The sequence below is a fragment of the Streptomyces afghaniensis genome, assembly GCF_044327915.1.
In the GTDB taxonomy this organism is placed as follows: domain Bacteria; phylum Actinomycetota; class Actinomycetes; order Streptomycetales; family Streptomycetaceae; genus Streptomyces; species Streptomyces afghaniensis.
In genome coordinates this window covers 1292997-1309529 of the sequence record NZ_JBIRGJ010000001.1, presented here as the reverse complement: position 1 = coordinate 1309529, position 16533 = coordinate 1292997, and the positions used below count along the sequence as shown (strand labels likewise).

Genomic DNA, 16533 nt, shown 5'->3' with positions numbered 1-16533 from the left:
CGCTTGCACTCCGGTCGGGATCACTCTGTCCCAACTGCCGCCCCCTGTCGATCCCTTGGCCTGTCGGCCCCGGCACACACCGAAGGCCGGACCCGGGGATCGGGTCCGGCCTTCGGTCGCGTGTCAGGCAGGTGGTCGTGCGGTCGGTCAGCCGACGGAGACGCCGTGCGAGCGCAGGAAGGCGACCGGGTCCACGTCCGAGCCGTAGTCAGGCGTGGTGCGGATCTCGAAGTGCAGGTGCGGTCCGGTCACGTTGCCGGTGGCGCCCGACAGTCCGACCTGCTGGCCCGCCGTCACGGTCTGGCCGGCCGAGACGGAGAGCTGGGACAGGTGGGCGTACTGGGCGTAGTAGCCGTCGGCGAGCTTGATGACGACCTGGTTGCCGTAGGCGCCGCCCCAGCCGGCGGAGACGACCGTGCCCGCGCCGACGGCCTTGAGCGAGGTGCCGGTCGGAACGACGAAGTCGACACCGGTGTGGTAACCGCTGGACCACATGCTGCCGGACATGTGGTACGGGGTGCCGACAGTGGCGCCGGCCACCGGGAGGGTGAAACCACTGGAGTTGCTCTCGGCGGCGGGCTTGGCGGCGGCCGGCTTGGCGGCGGTCTCCGCCTTCGGGGCCGACTCGGCGGCGGACGGCTTCGGGGCCGAGGCCTTCGGCGCGGACGGGGCGGAGGCCTTCGGGGCGCTCGCCGCCTTCTTGCCGATCGACAGCTTCAGGCCGGGGTGGATCAGCGACGGGTCGTCGCCGACGGCGTCGCGGTTGTCCGAGTAGAGCTTCTTCCAGCCGCCGTCGACGTGGTGCTCGTCGGCGATCTTCGCGAGATAGTCACCGGCCCGCACGGTGTACGAGCGAGCGCCCGTGGCCTTTTCGGCGGCCTTCTTCTCGGCGGCCGGAGCCGACTGGACGGCCTTTTCCGGAGCCGACTGCGGGGTGGCGGCGTGGGCGCCGGCGGCCCCCATGAGCGGAAGGGCGAGAGCGGCCCCGCCGGTTCCGGCGACGGCGATGGAACGGGTGAAACGCTGGGTCTTCGGGCGGCGGTGCTTACCCTTCGCGGGCATGGCGAATTCCTCTCCGTCGCCTGCGAGGTGAGCTGTCGGGTTCGGACTGGAGATGCCCGGCCACGCCGAGGCGCGGCTTAACCCCAAGCCGTTCCGGGAACCGGAACAGGCGTCTTACCTGTGGGTCCCCCGCTCCTGCCGTACGTCGGGTCAGTGTGTGCGGGATCCGGGCGGCGGCAGGATTAGGCGTCCGTCCGGATGGGTGTGGAACGTAAGCGACCAGGACGCAAACGGACAAGCTTGCGGTTGCCCGTGACGGCGTTTTTCTTGACGCGCCGACAATTTTTCCGTCACGGAGCGTGGATTACCGATCTCCCGCATTCCGCAATACCCCTGATTGACGCCAGAATTACGTGCACATGGCAACAACACATCGTCACGAATATGACGATGCTCACGCACCCCGACCTCATCTCCTTTACAGTCGGGGCACGTTATGCCTAAACAACCGAAGCACTCCCTATTCGGACAGAACGGCTACTTGCGCCGAAGCCGGACGACGGTGGCGTCCAGGTCCCCGCGCAGACCGACCCGCAGTCCGTGGTGGAGCAGCACGGCACCTCGGTGAACTTCGCCCGTTTCGAGGCATTCGTACGATGCTGAGGGGTCAAGACCCCTCAGCCGGAGCGCCGGAACGGGCTCGCCGTACCGCTGCGCCTGGAGCCAGGCGAGGACGACGGTCTCGTCGCCGAGGGCGTACTGCACGGCACTCAGACCGCCCTCCGGCGGGCGCAGCCGGTACAGGTCGCCGTGCTGCACCACGGGCCGGATCTCCTTGTAGAGCTCCACCCAGTCCCGCGCCTCGGCGAGTTCCCGCTCCGTCCACTTCGTGAGGTCGCCGCCGACCCCGAGCACCCCGGCCATGGCGCTGACGAACCGGAACCGCAGGGAGCTGGCCCGCTGGTTGAGCATGGCGTTCGGGCTGTCGGTGACCCAGGCGGCCATGACGCGGGCCGGATGGATCTGGCTGAAGCCGTGCTGGATGGCGAGCCGGTCGAGCGGGTCGGTGTTGTCCGAGGTCCACACCTGGTCCGTGCGGCCGAGCACACCGAGGTCGATCCGGCCGCCGCCGCCCGAGCAGGACTCGAAGGCCACTCCGGGATGGGCGGCCCGCAGCCGGTCCAGCAGGCCGTACAGGGCGTGTACGTGGTCGACCCACAGCCGCTGCGGGTAGGGGTCGTCCGGCCAGCCGGCGTCGGTGAAGCAGCGGTTGAAGTCCCACTTGACGTAGTCGACCGGCGCGCTGGAGAGGAGCCCGTCGAGCCGCTCCCAGAGGTACTCCTGGACGTCCTCACGAGCCAGGTTCAGTACGAGCTGATTACGGAACTCCGTCCGCTTTCGTCCCGGTTGGTACTGCACCCAGTCCGGATGCGCGCGGTACAGATCGCTGTCCGGGTTGACCATCTCCGGCTCGACCCAGATCCCGAACTGCATACCGAGGCCGTGCACGTGCTCGGCGAGCGGCTTGAGCCCGCCCGGGAAGCGGTCGGGGTTGGGGGTCCAGTCACCGAGCCCGGCCCGGTCACTGGTACGCGCCCCGAACCAGCCGTCGTCGACCACGAACAGCTCGACGCCCATGGCGGCGGCCCGCTCGGCGAGCGCCCGCTGCTGCTCCTCGGAGATGTCGAACTCCGTGGCCTCCCAGGAGTTGAACAGCACCGGCCGGTCCTGGTCGGCGTCCGGGATCACGTACGTCCGCTGGTAGGCGTGCCAGGCGCGGCTGGCCCCGCCGTGGCCGCCGTCGCTGAAGAGCCCGGCGAAGACGGGGGTCGTGTACGACTCCCCCGTGCCCAGCATCAGCAGGCCCGAGTCGTCGTACCCGGCCCCGCCGGTGATCTGCACGCGCGCGTCCGGGAGCTGGGCCACGGCGATCCGCCAGGACCCGGACCAGCCCAGGGCGCATCCGTAGACCTCGCCGTGCTCCTCGGTCGCGTCGGTGTCGAGCGCGACCCACGGCAGGTGCTGGTGACCGGTGTGGCCGCGGCGGCTGCCGATGACCTTCTCGCCGTGGGTGAGGGCGGAGCGCTCCAGCCGGGACTCGGCGCCCCAGCGGCCGTGCAGCTGGGACAGCCGCCAGGCGTCGCGGTCGGGCAGGGTCCAGGTGGCGGAGTCGGCGCGCAGCACCTCGACGGCGGGTCCGTGGTTGTCGAGGGTCACCCAGCGCTCGACGACGTCCGTCGCGGAGCGCATCCGGTAGTGCAGCGTGATGGCCAGGTCGCCGTCGCGGAAGCGCAGCCGCAGCTCACCGTCCTCGGTGTCGTGCCCCTCGTAGGTCCACTCCGTGCCGCGCCGCTCGCCGGTGCGTACGGACAGGGCGGGCCGGGTGAAACGGGGGCCGCCCTCGACCGGATACTCCTCGCGTCCGTCGAGCGGTGACTCGAAGGGCCAGTAGTCCGGCAGGGGCCGGACGGCGAGGGCCTCGGCGTCGGCCAGGCCGATCCGGGCCCCCCAGTGCAGGTGCAGCAGCTCGTCCCGGTCGGTGACATGGACGGCGTAGCTGCTGGCCGGCCCGGAGAGCACCCATGTACGACCGTCTTCGGAGATGTCCAGCATCAAGGCCTCACAGATTCGAACAAGCCCGACCAGGTGCGACCAGGCCCCAACATCATCAAGTGCCGCTGGGGCTTCCGGCAACGCCTGTGGACAACTCATTGCCCCAGGCAGGCATGTCGTATCGTCGAGTGGTGCCCGTCGACGAGCCGCGCCGACGGCGCCGAAGGGGAGGAGCCCTCGTGACACAGCAGGTCCCGTCGACCGAGCCGGAGCTGGCCGGAGTGCGCAACTTCCGCGACGTGGGCGGACTGCCGACGGTGGACGGACGGCGGGTGCGGCAGGGCGTGCTGTTCCGAAGCGGCCACCTCGCGCACGCGACCGGGGAGGACGCCGCCTTCCTGAGCTCCCTGGGCCTGCACACGATCTTCGACTTCCGCAACGCGGCCGACCAGAAGCTCGAAGGGCCGGACGTCGAGCTGCCGGGCGTGCGCAATGTGAACCTGCCGCTGAGCGACCCCGCCGACGGCGCCGAGTTCTGGAAGATGGTGCGCGACGGCGACCTGGACCAGCTGCGCGCGATCCTCTCGGACGGCAAGGGCGTGGACCGCATGATCGCCTCGTACCGCATGATCATCGGGACCCGCACGACCGAGCACTCCCAGGTGCTGCACGCGCTCGCCGAGGACAGCGTCCCCGCCCTGATGCACTGCGCGGCGGGCAAGGACCGGGCGGGTCTGTCCATCGCGGTGACGCTCCTCGCGCTGGGTGTCGAGCGCGAGGCGATCGTCGACGACTACCTGAAGTCCAACGCCAAGCACCGCCGCTACAAGGTGCACCGCAGCAGCTCCGCCGCCTCGGCCTACTCTCCCGAGGTCATGGAGCTGCTCAGCCCCCTGTTCGACGCGCGCGCCGAGTATCTGTCGGCGGCCTTCGACACCATCGAGGAGACCTGGGGCGGCGTCGACCCCTATCTGGAGAAGGGGCTGGGGCTCACCCCCCGGACCCGTGAGCGGCTGCGCGAGCGGTTGCTCGACTGACGTACGGCGCCCGCCCCGCGGCTACTTGGCCCCCACCTCGAACAGCAAGTACACGAAGGCCGCGAAGACATGGCCCACGACGAGGTAGATGAACAGCCGCACCCACAGGGCGCGGGGGAACTTCTCCTCCATGTCCTTCACGGCGTGTCTCCCGGGGTCGGGCCCAGGCACAGGGCGGCCGTGGGGCTCTGCAAGAGGGTGTGGACGAAGAGCAGTTCGACGCCGTCCGGGTCCTGGGCGGCGATCCGGTGCGGGGTCAGCGAGTCGAAGTGGGCGCTGTCGCCGGGCGCGAGCTGGTGCGTGGTGTCGCCGAGGCGCAGTCGCAGCCGTCCCCGCAGCACGTGCAGCCACTCCTCACCGGGATGGACGCGCACGATGTCGCCCTGGGAGCCGTACGGGACGTGGACGCGCAGGGCCTGCATCCCGCGCGCCGGCGCGCCGGCCTGCCAGTACGTCCAGCCACCCGCCGCGGTCGGCTCCATGTCGGCGGCGCGGATGACGGCGTCCCGGGCGGCGGCCGTCTCGCCGAGCAGCTCGGCGACCGTCGTACCGTAGATGCGGGCGAGCGCGAGCAGCATCGGCAGGGAGGGCTGGCGCTGCCCGGTCTCCAGGCGGGAGAGGTGGGCGGGCGACAGCCCGGCGGCGCGGGCCGCGGCCTCCAGGGTCAGGGAGGCCTGGCGCCGCAGCGACCGCAGCTGCGGCGCGACGGCGGGCAGCGCATCCGCTGCCTGGTCGGGCGACGGGGCGGCCCCGGAGGACCGCTCGGGCTCGGAGGAGCTCATGCCTCCATTCAGCCGGAGCCTTGCCCGTGTGGCAAATTTCTTGTCTCAGAGGCAAAAGGCCTCACCGGTTCGCCACCGCCTGTTTGACGAGCGTCTTGCCGAAGTCCCACATCAAGCCGCCGTCGTGCGCGTCGTCCATCACGGCCGTGAAGGCATCGACGAACCGGTCCACCTCCCGCTCGCCGATGATCAGCGGCGGGATCAGCTTGATCACCTCCATGTGGTCGCCGGAGACCTGGGTGAGGATCCGGTGCTTGCGGAGCAGCGGTACGACGACCATCTGCGCGAACAGTCCCTTGCGCGCGGCCTGGAGCATGGCCCAGCGGCTGCGCAGCTTCAGCGACTTCGGCCGGCCGAACTCGATGCCGATCATCAGGCCCCGGCCGCGGACGTCGGCGAGCATCTCGTACTTGTCCGTCAGCGCCTCGAGCCGGGATCTGAGCAGTTCCCCGGTGGCGCGGACGCCGGCGACGATCTGCTCGTTCTCCATCACCGACAGCACCGCCAGGCCGGCCGCCATGGCCTGCGCGTTGGACCCGAAGCTCGCCGAGTGGACCAGCACCCGGTCCATCGACGAGTAGACCTTCTTGAAGATCCAGTCCTTGCCGAGCGTGGCGCCCACCGGCACATAGCCGCCGGAGAGCGCCTTGGCCACGCACACCAGGTCGGGTTCCACCCCCTCCTCGTGCTGGTAGGCGTAGAAGTCGCCGGTGCGGCCGAGGCCCGTCTGCACCTCGTCGGCGATGAGCAGCGCCTTGTGCCGGTGCAGCAGTTCCTGGGCGGCCCGGAGATAGCCGGGCGGGGCTTCCAGCACGCCCTTGCCCTGGATCGGCTCGACGATCAGGGCGGCGACGTCGCCCTTCCTCAACTCCCTTTCCAGCGCGTCGAGATCGCCGAGCGGTACGGCCGTGTCGGGCAGCAGCGGGGCGAAGCCGTCCCGGAAGCCGGACTCGCCGTTGACGGAGAGGGAGCCGGTGGTCAGGCCGTGGAAGGCGTGCGCGCAATACAGGACCCTGGGCCTGCCGGTGACGAAGCGGGCGAACTTCAGCGCTCCCTCAACCGCTTCCGTGCCGCTGTTGCCGAAGAACACCCGGTCCAGGTGCGGACTGTGCGCGAGCAGCTTCTCGGCCAGCAGGCCGGGCAGCGGCTGGCAGTCGAACCGGGTGAGGTCGGCGAGCCGGGCGTCCAGGACGTCGTGCAGCGCCTTGCGCACCACGGGGTGGTGGCGGCCCAGGCCCATCACCCCGAACCCGGCGAGCATGTCCAGGTAGTCGTTGCCGTCCGCGTCGTAGAAGTAGGCGCCCTCGGCGCGCTCGTAGACCTTGTCGAAGCCGATGGTGTGCAGCATGCGCGGGAGCTGGTGGTTGAGGTACCGGGTGTGCAGCTCGTAGCGCTCGGCTCCGCGTTCGGCCAGCAATGCGCCGAGGTCGAACTCCCCGGCCTGTGACGGCTCCGACGCGGATTCGGCGGTGGTCATTCCTGTGGCTCCTCGGACAGCTCTTTCTTCACGGTCAGGCTCGCGCTGATCCGTCCGGCGACCTCGACGGGTGTCAGGCCGATGTCGGCGAGCACCTCGCCGCGCTTGGCGTGCGCGAGGAACTGCTCCGGGATCCCGAAGCGCCGTACGGGCACGTCGACGTCGGCGTCTCCCAGGGCCAGCGCCACGGCCGAGCCGACTCCGGCCGCCCGGCTGTTGTCCTCGACGACGGCGACCAGGCGATGCTCGGCGGCGAGAGGGGGCAGCGCCGGGTCGACGGGCTTGACCCAGCGGGGGTCGACGACGGTGCAGCCGATGCCGCGGGCTTCGAGCAGCTCGGCGGCCTGGAGGCACACCGGCGCCATGACACCGACGGCGACCAGAAGCACCTCCGCCCGGTCGGCGCGGTGCAGCACGTCGAGTCCGCCCACCCGGTCGACCGCCGGGATCGACGGGCCGACGGACTCCTTCGGGAAACGCAGCAGCGTCGGCGCGTCGTCGACGGCGACCGCCTCGCGCAGCTGGGCGCGCAGCTGGTCGGCGTCGCGGGGCGCGGCGATCCTGAGGCCGGGGACGACCTGGAGGACGGACATGTCCCACATGCCGTTGTGGGAGGGCCCGTCGACGCCGGTGACACCTGCCCGGTCCAGCACGAAGGTCACCCCGCACCGGTGCAGGGCCACGTCCATCAGCACCTGGTCGAAGGCACGGTTGAGGAAGGTGGCGTAGACGGCGACGACCGGGTGCAGGCCGCCCGTGGCCAGGCCCGCGGCGGACACGGCCGCGTGCTGCTCGGCGATGCCGACGTCCCACACCCGGTCCGGGAACCGCTCGGCGAACCTGCCCAGGCCGACCGGATGCAGCATGGCGGCGGTCATCGCGACGACGTCGTCCCGTTCCTCGCCGATCCGGACGATCTCGTCGCCGAACACCGAGGTCCACGAGGGGCCGCCGGCTGGGGAGAGCGGCGCGCAGGTCAGCGGGTCCATGACGCCGACGGTGTGGAAGTGGTCCTCCTCGTGGGCGAGGGCGGGTTCGTAGCCGCGGCCCTTCTCCGTGAGGCAGTGGACGAGGACCGGTCCGTGGAAGCGTTTCGCGCGGCGCAGGGCGGACTCCACGGCCCCGATGTCGTGCCCGTCGATCGGGCCGACGTACTTCAGGCCCAGGTCCTCGAACAGGCCCTGCGGGGCGAACGCGTCCTTGAAGCCCTTCTTCGCGCCGTGCAGGGCCTCGTAGAGGGTGTTGCCGACCAGGGGCGTCGCCTGGAGCATGTCCTTGCCCCAGGCGAGGACCCGCTCGTAGCCGTCGGTCGTGCGCAGCGTCGCGAGGTGGTTGGCGAGGCCGCCGATGGTCGGGGCGTAGGAGCGTTCGTTGTCGTTGACGACGATGATCAGCGGGCGGTTCTTGGCGGCCGCGATGTTGTTCAGCGCCTCCCAGGCCATGCCGCCGGTGAGCGCCCCGTCGCCGATCACCGCGACGACATGGCCCTTCTCCCCCTGCACCTGGCGGGCCTTGGCGAGCCCGTCGGCCCAGCCGAGCGCCGTGGAGGCGTGGCTGTTCTCGATGACGTCGTGCTCGGACTCCTCGCGCGAGGGATAGCCGGACAGGCCGCCCTTGCCGCGCAGCTTGGAGAAGTCCTGGCGTCCGGTCAGCAGTTTGTGGACGTAGCTCTGGTGGCCGGTGTCCCACAGGATGCGGTCGACCGGCGACTCGAAGACCCGGTGCAGGGCGACGGTGAGCTCCACCACCCCCAGGTTGGGTCCCAGATGCCCCCCGGTCCTGGCGACCGCGTGCACCAGGAACTCCCTGATCTCGTCGGACAGTTCGCCGAGTTCCGGCTCGGACAGCGCCTTCAGGTCGCGTGGTCCCCGGATGCTCTCCAGAATCGTCACGCTCGGGCCCCCTTCGAATTCCGTGCTGTTCAGCTCACGGTGACGGCCGGCTCCCCCGACCCCACGCCGTCCTGCTCCATCTGCTCGGCGAGCTTCATCGCCTCTTCGATCAGCGTCTCGACGATCTTCGACTCGGGGACGGTCTTGATGACCTCGCCCTTGACGAAGATCTGTCCCTTGCCGTTGCCGGAGGCCACCCCCAGGTCGGCCTCCCGTGCCTCGCCGGGTCCGTTGACCACACACCCCATGACGGCGACCCGCAACGGCACTTCCATGCCCTCGAGTCCGGCCGTGACCTCGTCGGCGAGCTTGTAGACGTCGACCTGGGCGCGGCCGCAGGACGGGCAGGAGACGGTCTCCAGCCTGCGCTGCCGCAGCCCCAGTGACTCCAGGATCTGGATGCCGACCTTGACCTCCTCGGCCGGCGGCGCGGACAGCGACACCCGGATCGTGTCGCCGATGCCCCGCGACAGCAGCGCGCCGAAGGCCACCGCCGACTTGATCGTGCCCTGGAACGCCGGGCCTGCCTCCGTCACGCCCAGGTGCAGCGGGTAGTCGCAACTCCCGGCGAGCTGCCGGTACGCCTCGATCATCACGACCGGGTCGTTGTGCTTGACGGAGATCTTGATGTCCCGGAAGTCGTGCTCCTCGAACAGGGACGCCTCCCACAGCGCGCTCTCCACGAGCGCCTCCGGAGTCGCCTTGCCGTACTTCTGGAGCAGCCGCCGGTCCAGCGATCCCGCGTTGACGCCGATCCGGACCGGGGTGCCGTGGTCCTTCGCTGCCTGCGCGATCTCCTTGACCCGGTCGTCGAACTGCTTGATGTTGCCGGGGTTGACGCGGACCGCCGCGCAGCCCGCCTCGATCGCGGCGAAGACGTACTTCGGCTGGAAGTGGATGTCGGCGATCACCGGGATCTGCGACTTCCGGGCGATGGTCGCGAGCGCGTCCGCGTCGTCCTGCGTGGGGCAGGCGACCCGGACGATCTGGCAGCCGGACGCGGTGAGTTCGGCGATCTGCTGCAAGGTGGCGCCGATGTCGGACGTACGGGTCGTCGTCATCGACTGCACCGACACCGGGGCCCCGCCCCCGACCGCCACCGGACCGACCTGGATCCGGCGCGAGACGCGCCGCTCGGCGATCGGCCGGACCGGTACCTCGGGAACGCCCAGCGGGATGGCGGTCATGGCATCACTCCCGGTTTCCGGAGACCGTCTCGCGCATGGCGCGCAGGGACTCCTTCAGCGATCCCATGGTGGCGAGGACGGCGGTGGGCTCGTAGCCGCAGTGCGCCATGCAGTTGGCGCAGCGCGGGTCCTTGCCGCGGCCGTACTTGTCCCAGTCGGTGTCCTCGACCAGCTCCCGGTACGTCGGCACATAGCCGTCGGCCATCAGGTAGCAGGGGCGCTGCCAGCCGAACAGCGAGTAGTTCGGGATCGCCCAGGCCGTGCACGGGAAGTCGACCTTGCCCTCCAGGAAGTCCAGGAAGAGCGGGGAGTGGTTGAGCCGCCAGCGCCGCCGGTTGCCGCCCGCGAAGGCCTTCTTGAACAGCTCGCGGGTCTGCTCCACGCCGAGGAAGTGCTCCTGGTCGGGGGCCTTCTCGTAGGCATAGGCGGGCGAGATCATCATCTCGTCGACCTTGAGGTCGTCGTTGAGGAAGTTCAGCACCTCGATGATGGTCTGCGGGGTGTCGGTGTTGAAGAAGGTCGAGTTGGTGGTCACCCGGAAGCCGCGCCGCTTGGCCTCCTTGATGGCCTCCACCGCCTCGTCGAACACGCCCTCCTTCGCCACCGACTCGTCGTGCCGCTCACGCAGCCCGTCGATGTGCACCGCGAAGGCGAAGTAGGGGGAGGGCTTGAACTTGTCCATCTTCTTGCGCAGCAGCATCGCGTTGGTGCACAGGAAAACGTACTTCCGCCTGGCCACCAGCTGACGCACGATCTCGTCGATCTGCGGGTGCATCAGCGGCTCGCCGCCGGCGATGGACACCATGGGAGCACCGGACTCCAGTACGGCCCCCACGGCCTGGGCGACCGGCATCCGCTGCTTCAGCACCCCGGCCGGGTGCTGGATCTTGCCGCAGCCCTCGCATTTGAGGTTGCAGGCGTACAGCGGCTCCAGCTCGACGATGAGCGGGAACTTGTCCCGCCGGCGCAGCTTCTGTTCAGCCAAGTATGTAGCGACCTTGATGGACTGTCGGAGCGGCATGGCCATCTGGCTCACCTCCTGGGGAGCAGCAAGGAACGGTGCCATTCGAAGAAAGCGGGAAGGACGGAACGAAGGACACGGAAAGCCGATATTCCACCGCGCACCGTGCCGATCCGGACGAGTTCATGTTCAGGAGCGTCCACGACCACCCGGACGGCCGCAACCGGGCGCTCGCCCGCACGGACCGCGCTCAGGAGCGTGGCCGCCGACTCCATGTCGACCGCGATCGCGCCGGTCGCACGCAGATCCGACCGTTCGTGACCTCGGACGACGTGGTCGGAGCCGGTGAGCGGCCCGGTGTGCACGGTCCGCCCGGGCACCGCGCGGCCCAGCTCCTTGACCAGCAGTTCGGTCCCGACGCAGGCGGTCGTACCGCGCGGGTCGCGGGTCTCCTCGGCGACGACCAGGTCACCGGGGTGCATGCCGGGCGCGAGCCCCGCGCAGAAACCGGTGGCCAGAACGGCGGCGTCGCGCAGGGCCGGGTCGGCGAGCATCCGGGTGACGGACCGCTCGGCCGCCGCCGGCCCCATCCCGGTCCGCAGCACGGTGACCGGCCCGCCCGCGCCGCCACGGTCCCCCGCGCGCAGGGCGAACTGCTCGATGCCGAGCGCGCAGGCGATCAGCAGCGGGGCCGGAGCGGGCTGGGTGCTCATCAGCTCCCCTCGGCCTCGACGAGCGGCTTCCCGGTCTCTGCGCTCCCCTTGGCCTCGGTGAGCGGCTTCCCGGCCGCCCCGCCGCCCTGGTGCCGGCCGGCGAAGGGCTCCCCGTGCAGGTACCGGCCGAGCGCGGTGAGCGGGAACACCTGCCGGTAGAGGTGGTAGTTGATCGAGAAGTCCCAGGGGAAGCCCGTCCCCGTGAAGTACGGCTCGTCCCAGGACCCGTCCTCCCGCTGGGTGGCGGCGAGCCACTCGATGCCGCGTTCGACGGCCTTGGAGTCCCGCTCCCCCGCCGCGAGCAGGGCCATCAGGGCCCACGCCGTCTGGGAGGCGGTCGAGGCGCCCCTGCCGCTCCACTCCCTGACGTACTTGTAGGAGCGCAGGTCCTCGCCCCAGCCGCCGTCGTCGTTCTGGACCGACTCCAGCCAGGTCACGGCCCGGCGGATCGCCGGGTGCGCCGCGGGGATGCCCGCGGCCACCAGCGCGGGTACGACGGACCCGGTGCCGTAGACGTAGTTGACGCCCCAGCGCCCGAACCACGAGCCGTCGGGCTCCTGTTCGGCCAGCAGCCACTCGATGCCGCGCCGGGTGCGCGGGTCGTGGGCGAGGCCCTCCACCGCGAGCATCTCGACGACGTGCGCCGTGACGTCGGCGGAGGGCGGGTCGATGACCTCGCCGAAGTCGCAGAACGGCAGCCGGTTCGGGAACGGGCTGGTGTTGTCGACGTCGAAGGCGGCCCACGCGCCGTTCTTCGACTGCATGCCGAGCGTCCAGCGCACGCCGCGCCCGACGGCCTTGTCGACCCGCACCGGGTCGTGATGGGCGATCCGGCGCAGCGCGAGGACCACCTCGGCGGTGTCGTCGATGTCGGGGTAGTTGTCGTTGTGGAACTCGAACGCCCAGCCCCCGGGCGGCAGTCCGGGCCGCTGCACCGACCAGTCACCGGGCCGGACGATCTCCTCGCCCAGCATCCAGTCCGCGGCCTTCACCAACTGCGGGTGGTCGGCGGGCAGTCCGGCGTCGACGAGCGCGATCGCGGCCAGGCAGGTGTCCCACACCGGCGACTGGCAGGCCTCGATCATCCGGGCCCCGTCCTCGCGCCACACGGCGAACCGGTCCAGGGACGCCAGCCCCTCCCGCATCACCGGGTGCTCCAGGTCGTAGCCGAGCAGGTGCAGGGCGATGACCGAGTACACGGCCGGGGGCTGGATGCCGCCCCAGCAGCCGTCGTTCTCCTGCCGCTCGATGATCCAGCGGGCGGCGCTGTTCATCGCGGCTCTGCGCAGCCGGCGCGGCGCGACCTTCCGCAGGGCGTGCAGCCCCTTGTCCATCCGCTGGAAGGCGCCGTCCCAACTGAACGCCGGGGCGAGCGGCTTGGCCGGGTTCGGGTGGGCCGGGTCGGTGTGCAGCTCGTCCAGCGGGAAGGGCGCCGGGCGTACCGGCCGCTTCGCGGAGACGATCGTCAGCGGGACGATGGTCTGCCGCGCCCAGCAGCCGAAGTCGTAGATGTTGAGCGGCACCCACTTCGGGAAGAAGATGAGCTCCGGAGGCAGTTCGGGCAGGTCCTCCCACTTCCACCAGCCGAACAGGGCCAGCCAGATCCGGGTGAAGACCCGGGCGGCGGCGATGCCGCCCTGCTCGCGGATCCAGGCGGAGGCCTTCGCCATGTGCGGTGCGCCGGGCTCGTCGCCGGCCAGGCGGAGGGCGACGTAGGCCTCGATCGTGGCGGAGAGTTCGCCGGGGCCGCCGTAGAAGGTGGCCCAGGTGCCGTCCTCGCGCTGCTCGCCGCGGATGAAGAGCGCGGCGGCCCGCGTGGTCTTCTCGTCGAGGATACCGAGGAACTGCCGGAGCATCAGGTCCTCGGCGTCCATCGTGACGTTGGTCTCGAGGTCGCCCTTCCACCAGCCCTGGGCGTCCTGGAGGGAGAGCAGGAAGTCGGTGGCGCGTTGTGCGGCGCGGGCGGCGGCTTGCGGTACCCCGGCCGCCGCGGGGGTGGTGTTGTCGATGGCGGTGTCGCTGGCCGCGGCAGCGCGGGGTGGCAGGGCCCCGGTGCTTCCGTCGGTCGTCGCTGTCATGGCTTCCCCTTCGTGCAGTGGTGCAAGGTGTGCAGCTGCTGTGGGTCCGCCGTCGGCCGGTGCTCCGTGGTGTCTCGCGGCACCGGCCGGCGACTACGCGAGGGCTATTCGACCGATAGTGATCATCTCTTTCGTACGACGACGAAGTCCGCGAGGGCCGTGAACTGCTCCCGCACCCGGTCGGGCATGTCGACGGCGTCGAGGGCCTCGATGGCGATGGTGTGCTGACGGCGTGCCTCGTCGGCGGTCCACTCGCGGCCGCCCGCCTCCTCGATGAGGGCGGCGCGGGCCGCGAACTCCTCCTCGGAGAAGTTCTCGAAGTCGCTGATCTTGGCGTCGGCGGCGAGGATCTCGCCGAGCCGCTCGGAGGCGGGTCCGCCGGCCGCGAGGGCGGCCACGACGGGCAGTGACTTCTTGCGCTGGCGCAGGTCGCTCCAGGTCTGCTTGCCGGTGGAGACCGGGTCGCCCCAGATGCCGAGGAGGTCGTCGACGGCCTGGAAGGCGAGGCCCAGGTGGTAGCCGTACTTCTCCAGCGTGTCGGCGGTGCGGTCGTCGGCGCCGCCGAGGACGGCACCGATGGAGCTGGCGCAGGCGAGCAGGGCGCCGGTCTTGTTGCCCTCCATCTCCAGGCACTCCTCGACGGTGACACGGTCGCGGTGCTCGTAGGAGATGTCCTGGGCCTGACCGTCGATCAGGGCACGGGTGGCGGTGGTCAGGCGGCGGGTGGCGCGGCCGGCCTCGACGGTGCCGAGTTCGAGGAGCACCTCGTTGGCGAGGGCGAACAGGGCGTCACCGACCAGGATGGCCTGGGCGGGACCGTGCACCTTCCAGACCGTGTCGCGGTGGCGGCGCTGTTCGTCGCCGTCCATCAGGTCGTCGTGGAGGAGGGAGAAGTTGTGGACGAGTTCCACGGCGACGGCGCCGGGGATGCCGGTCTCGGGGGCGGCTGACATGACCTCGGCGGACAGCACCGCGAGGGCGGGGCGTACGGCCTTGCCTCCGTCACCCGCCGCGGGCCGGCCCTGGGCGTCGATCCAGCCGAAGTGGTAGGCGGCAACAGTGTCCATGGGAGGTGCCAGGCGGTCGATGGCCGCCCGCAGTACCGGAGTGGCCAGGGTCCGGCCGCGCTCCAGGAGCGCGGTCACGTCCACCGCCTCGGCAGTCTTCGAGGCCGGGGGCACAGTGGGCACAGTCTCTCCTCTTGTTGCGGTACCGGGGGTGCGGGGGCCGTCTGCCGCGCTGTCCTGAGCGAGCATCACGCCGCCTCCTCGAACTCGAAGAGGTGCTGCGGGCGGGGCCGGCCCAGGGCGCCCAGCACGGCGTCCGCCGCGCCGACTCCACTGCGGACCGCACTCTCCATGGTCGCGGGCCACCCGGTGGCGGTCCACGCTCCGGCCAGGTACAGGCCGGATGCCTTGGTGCGGGCGCCGGGCCTGAGGCGGCCGACGCCGGGGGTGGGAGCGAACGTCGCGGTGCGCTCCCGGGTGACGAAGAAGTCCTTGACCGCGGCGCCGCGGGCCGGCGGAAGCAGCCGCTCCAGCTCGGGCAGGTACCGCTCGCGCAGCACGGCCACGGGTTCGTCGATCTCGTCCTGGGCCACCGACTGCGACAGCGCGAGGTACTGTCCCTCGCGCAGCCCGGACGCCTCGGTCCGGTCGAACACCCACTGCACCGGGGTGCCGAGGGCGGCGAAGAACGGCCGGGCGAGCACCTTGCGGTCGTAGACGACATGGACGTTGAGGATCGGTGCGGTGCCGATCTCCAGGAGCCGCTCCGGCGCGTCGAGGGCACCCGCGGGCAGCAGGTCGTGCGCCTCGCGCTGCGGCACGGCGAGCACGACGGCGTCGGCCTGGAGCGTCTCGCCGGGAACCTGGACGCTCCACCCTCCGTTCACGTCCTCACAGACGGAGGTGACGCGGGTACGGACCTCGGTGCGGACGCCCGCTGAGTCGAGCGCCTTGCGGGCCAGCCGGTCGTGCAGGTCGCCGAGCGGGACCCGCGCCCAGCCGATGTCGGCGGCGCCCGGGTCGGACAGCAGACCCGTCTTGAACACCATCGCCGCGAGCCCCAGGGAGGCGTCACCCGCGACGGCGTTGAGGGTGGCGACCCCGACCAGGTCCCACAGGGCCTCGATGGCCCGCTCCGACTGGCCGTGCGCGGCCAGCCAGCTGCCGAAGTCCTGCGTGTCCAGGGCCGGATCGGCGAGGTCGAGCCCCTTGAGCGCGAGTGCGGCCCGGCCCACCTTGGCGCGGTCGGCGAGCGACAGGTGCGGATAGGTGGCGAGGCTGCGGCCCAGGTGCAGGGGCACGGGCAGCGCGTCGCGCCGCAGCCTGCCGAGCCGCCGCCCCGCGGGCCGGGCGGCGTCCAGGACGGGCACGTCGAGCCGGTCCTGGAGCGGAGCCAGCGCCGCGCCCTCGATGCGGTCGAGGAACCAGCGGTAGGCGGTGCAGCAGCGCAGGTACACGTGCTGTCCGTTGTCGACCGTCAGCTCGCCGCGCTGGAAGGAGAAGGCCAGGCCCCCGAGTCTCGGCCTGCCCTCCAGCAGGGTGACGCGCACGCCGGCGTCGGCGAGCGCGAGCGCGGTGGTGATGCCGGCGAGCCCGCCGCCCACCACGACGGTGTGCCGCCCGTCGGCGACCGGTCCCTGGGACCCCGTGCCGTGGGTCATCGTGCACCCTCCCCTGCGCGCCGGCCGCACTGCTCGAACGGCGCGCGACCGACCGTCTCCGTCAGGGACGCGGCCCCACGCCGGAGGGTTGCCCGCCGCTTGTCTCCGACGGTGTGGCCGGGAGGGTGGTCGTGCCGCAGGACGTCGTACCCACGCTCGCCCACCGGGGCCACACGGGCAGGA

The 16533-nt window shown here is 71.2% G+C and carries 14 protein-coding genes and 1 riboswitch; of the genes, 1 reads left to right on the top strand and 13 read right to left on the bottom strand.

Translation table 11 applies throughout. The features are described 5' to 3' along the window. Nucleotides 1-147: 147 nt before the first annotated feature. Nucleotides 148-1062: a M23 family metallopeptidase gene (locus tag ACH4G3_RS05480; protein ID WP_397623199.1), complete on the bottom strand. Its 915-nt coding sequence runs from the start codon at nucleotides 1060-1062 to the stop codon at nucleotides 148-150. Between the two features lie 2 nt (nucleotides 1063-1064). Continuing rightward, nucleotides 1065-1228, bottom strand: a riboswitch (cyclic di-AMP (ydaO/yuaA leader). A gap of 311 nt (nucleotides 1229-1539) precedes the next feature. Further along, the gene (locus tag ACH4G3_RS05475) at nucleotides 1540-3615 is read right to left on the bottom strand and encodes an alpha-galactosidase (protein WP_397623198.1); all 2076 of its coding nucleotides are present in this window, start codon (nucleotides 3613-3615) and stop codon (nucleotides 1540-1542) included. A 179-nt stretch (nucleotides 3616-3794) separates the two neighbouring features. Between ACH4G3_RS05475 and ACH4G3_RS05470 the strand changes: the two genes are divergently transcribed. Continuing rightward, on the top strand, nucleotides 3795-4592 hold the full coding sequence (locus ACH4G3_RS05470; RefSeq protein ID WP_397623197.1) for a tyrosine-protein phosphatase: 798 nt from the start codon (nucleotides 3795-3797) through the stop codon (nucleotides 4590-4592). A gap of 21 nt (nucleotides 4593-4613) precedes the next feature. On the opposite strand, the gene ACH4G3_RS05465 is transcribed toward ACH4G3_RS05470, so the two are convergent. The 11 genes from ACH4G3_RS05465 to ACH4G3_RS05415 all read right to left on the bottom strand — a co-directional run bounded on the left by ACH4G3_RS05465 (nucleotide 4614) and on the right by ACH4G3_RS05415 (nucleotide 16514). Continuing rightward, nucleotides 4614-4733, bottom strand: a complete 120-nt coding sequence (locus ACH4G3_RS05465; protein WP_040903800.1) for a DUF6126 family protein — start codon at nucleotides 4731-4733, stop codon at nucleotides 4614-4616. After that, the gene (locus ACH4G3_RS05460; RefSeq protein ID WP_397623196.1) at nucleotides 4730-5374 is read right to left on the bottom strand and encodes a helix-turn-helix domain-containing protein; all 645 of its coding nucleotides are present in this window, start codon (nucleotides 5372-5374) and stop codon (nucleotides 4730-4732) included. The genes ACH4G3_RS05465 and ACH4G3_RS05460 overlap by 4 nt, the downstream gene beginning before the upstream one ends. A gap of 61 nt (nucleotides 5375-5435) precedes the next feature. Continuing rightward, nucleotides 5436-6851, bottom strand: a complete 1416-nt coding sequence (locus ACH4G3_RS05455; protein WP_397623195.1) for an aspartate aminotransferase family protein — start codon at nucleotides 6849-6851, stop codon at nucleotides 5436-5438. Beyond that, on the bottom strand, nucleotides 6848-8743 hold the full coding sequence (gene dxs, locus ACH4G3_RS05450) for a 1-deoxy-D-xylulose-5-phosphate synthase (protein ID WP_397623194.1): 1896 nt from the start codon (nucleotides 8741-8743) through the stop codon (nucleotides 6848-6850). The genes ACH4G3_RS05455 and dxs overlap by 4 nt, the downstream gene beginning before the upstream one ends. A gap of 29 nt (nucleotides 8744-8772) precedes the next feature. Next, complete coding sequence (gene ispG, locus ACH4G3_RS05445) at nucleotides 8773-9930, bottom strand: flavodoxin-dependent (E)-4-hydroxy-3-methylbut-2-enyl-diphosphate synthase (RefSeq protein WP_397623193.1); 1158 nt, start codon at nucleotides 9928-9930, stop codon at nucleotides 8773-8775. A gap of 4 nt (nucleotides 9931-9934) precedes the next feature. Continuing rightward, nucleotides 9935-10957: an adenosyl-hopene transferase HpnH gene (gene hpnH / locus ACH4G3_RS05440; protein ID WP_397615953.1), complete on the bottom strand. Its 1023-nt coding sequence runs from the start codon at nucleotides 10955-10957 to the stop codon at nucleotides 9935-9937. Nucleotides 10958-10962: 5 nt separating this feature from the next. After that, the gene (locus tag ACH4G3_RS05435) at nucleotides 10963-11604 is read right to left on the bottom strand and encodes a phosphorylase family protein (protein ID WP_354747045.1); all 642 of its coding nucleotides are present in this window, start codon (nucleotides 11602-11604) and stop codon (nucleotides 10963-10965) included. After that, entirely contained in the window at nucleotides 11604-13682 is a 2079-nt protein-coding gene (shc, locus tag ACH4G3_RS05430; protein ID WP_397623192.1) for a squalene--hopene cyclase, read from the bottom strand. The genes ACH4G3_RS05435 and shc overlap by 1 nt, the downstream gene beginning before the upstream one ends. A gap of 122 nt (nucleotides 13683-13804) precedes the next feature. Beyond that, a complete protein-coding gene (locus ACH4G3_RS05425; RefSeq protein WP_397623391.1) occupies nucleotides 13805-14938 on the bottom strand; it encodes a polyprenyl synthetase family protein in 1134 nt (377 codons plus the stop codon). Beyond that, nucleotides 14938-16350, bottom strand: coding sequence for a hydroxysqualene dehydroxylase HpnE (gene hpnE / locus ACH4G3_RS05420; protein WP_397623191.1), 1413 nt, complete (start codon nucleotides 16348-16350; stop codon nucleotides 14938-14940). Before hpnE ends, ACH4G3_RS05425 begins: the two co-directional genes overlap by 1 nt. Beyond that, nucleotides 16347-16514, bottom strand: a complete 168-nt coding sequence (locus ACH4G3_RS05415) for a DUF6380 family protein (RefSeq protein ID WP_397623390.1) — start codon at nucleotides 16512-16514, stop codon at nucleotides 16347-16349. Before ACH4G3_RS05415 ends, hpnE begins: the two co-directional genes overlap by 4 nt. Nucleotides 16515-16533: the final 19 nt, after the last annotated feature.

Coding starts and splice junctions, on each gene's coding strand:
- ACH4G3_RS05480 (WP_397623199.1), bottom strand. CDS start 1,062: ATGCCCGCGAAGGGTAAGCACCGCCGCCCGAAGACCCAGCGTTTCACC.
- ACH4G3_RS05475 (WP_397623198.1), bottom strand. CDS start 3,615: ATGCTGGACATCTCCGAAGACGGTCGTACATGGGTGCTCTCCGGGCCG.
- ACH4G3_RS05460 (WP_397623196.1), bottom strand. CDS start 5,374: ATGAGCTCCTCCGAGCCCGAGCGGTCCTCCGGGGCCGCCCCGTCGCCC.
- ACH4G3_RS05455 (WP_397623195.1), bottom strand. CDS start 6,851: ATGACCACCGCCGAATCCGCGTCGGAGCCGTCACAGGCCGGGGAGTTC.
- ispG (WP_397623193.1), bottom strand. CDS start 9,930: ATGACCGCCATCCCGCTGGGCGTTCCCGAGGTACCGGTCCGGCCGATC.
- hpnH (WP_397615953.1), bottom strand. CDS start 10,957: ATGGCCATGCCGCTCCGACAGTCCATCAAGGTCGCTACATACTTGGCT.
- ACH4G3_RS05435 (WP_354747045.1), bottom strand. CDS start 11,604: ATGAGCACCCAGCCCGCTCCGGCCCCGCTGCTGATCGCCTGCGCGCTC.
- shc (WP_397623192.1), bottom strand. CDS start 13,682: ATGACAGCGACGACCGACGGAAGCACCGGGGCCCTGCCACCCCGCGCT.
- ACH4G3_RS05425 (WP_397623391.1), bottom strand. CDS start 14,938: ATGCTCGCTCAGGACAGCGCGGCAGACGGCCCCCGCACCCCCGGTACC.
- hpnE (WP_397623191.1), bottom strand. CDS start 16,350: ATGACCCACGGCACGGGGTCCCAGGGACCGGTCGCCGACGGGCGGCAC.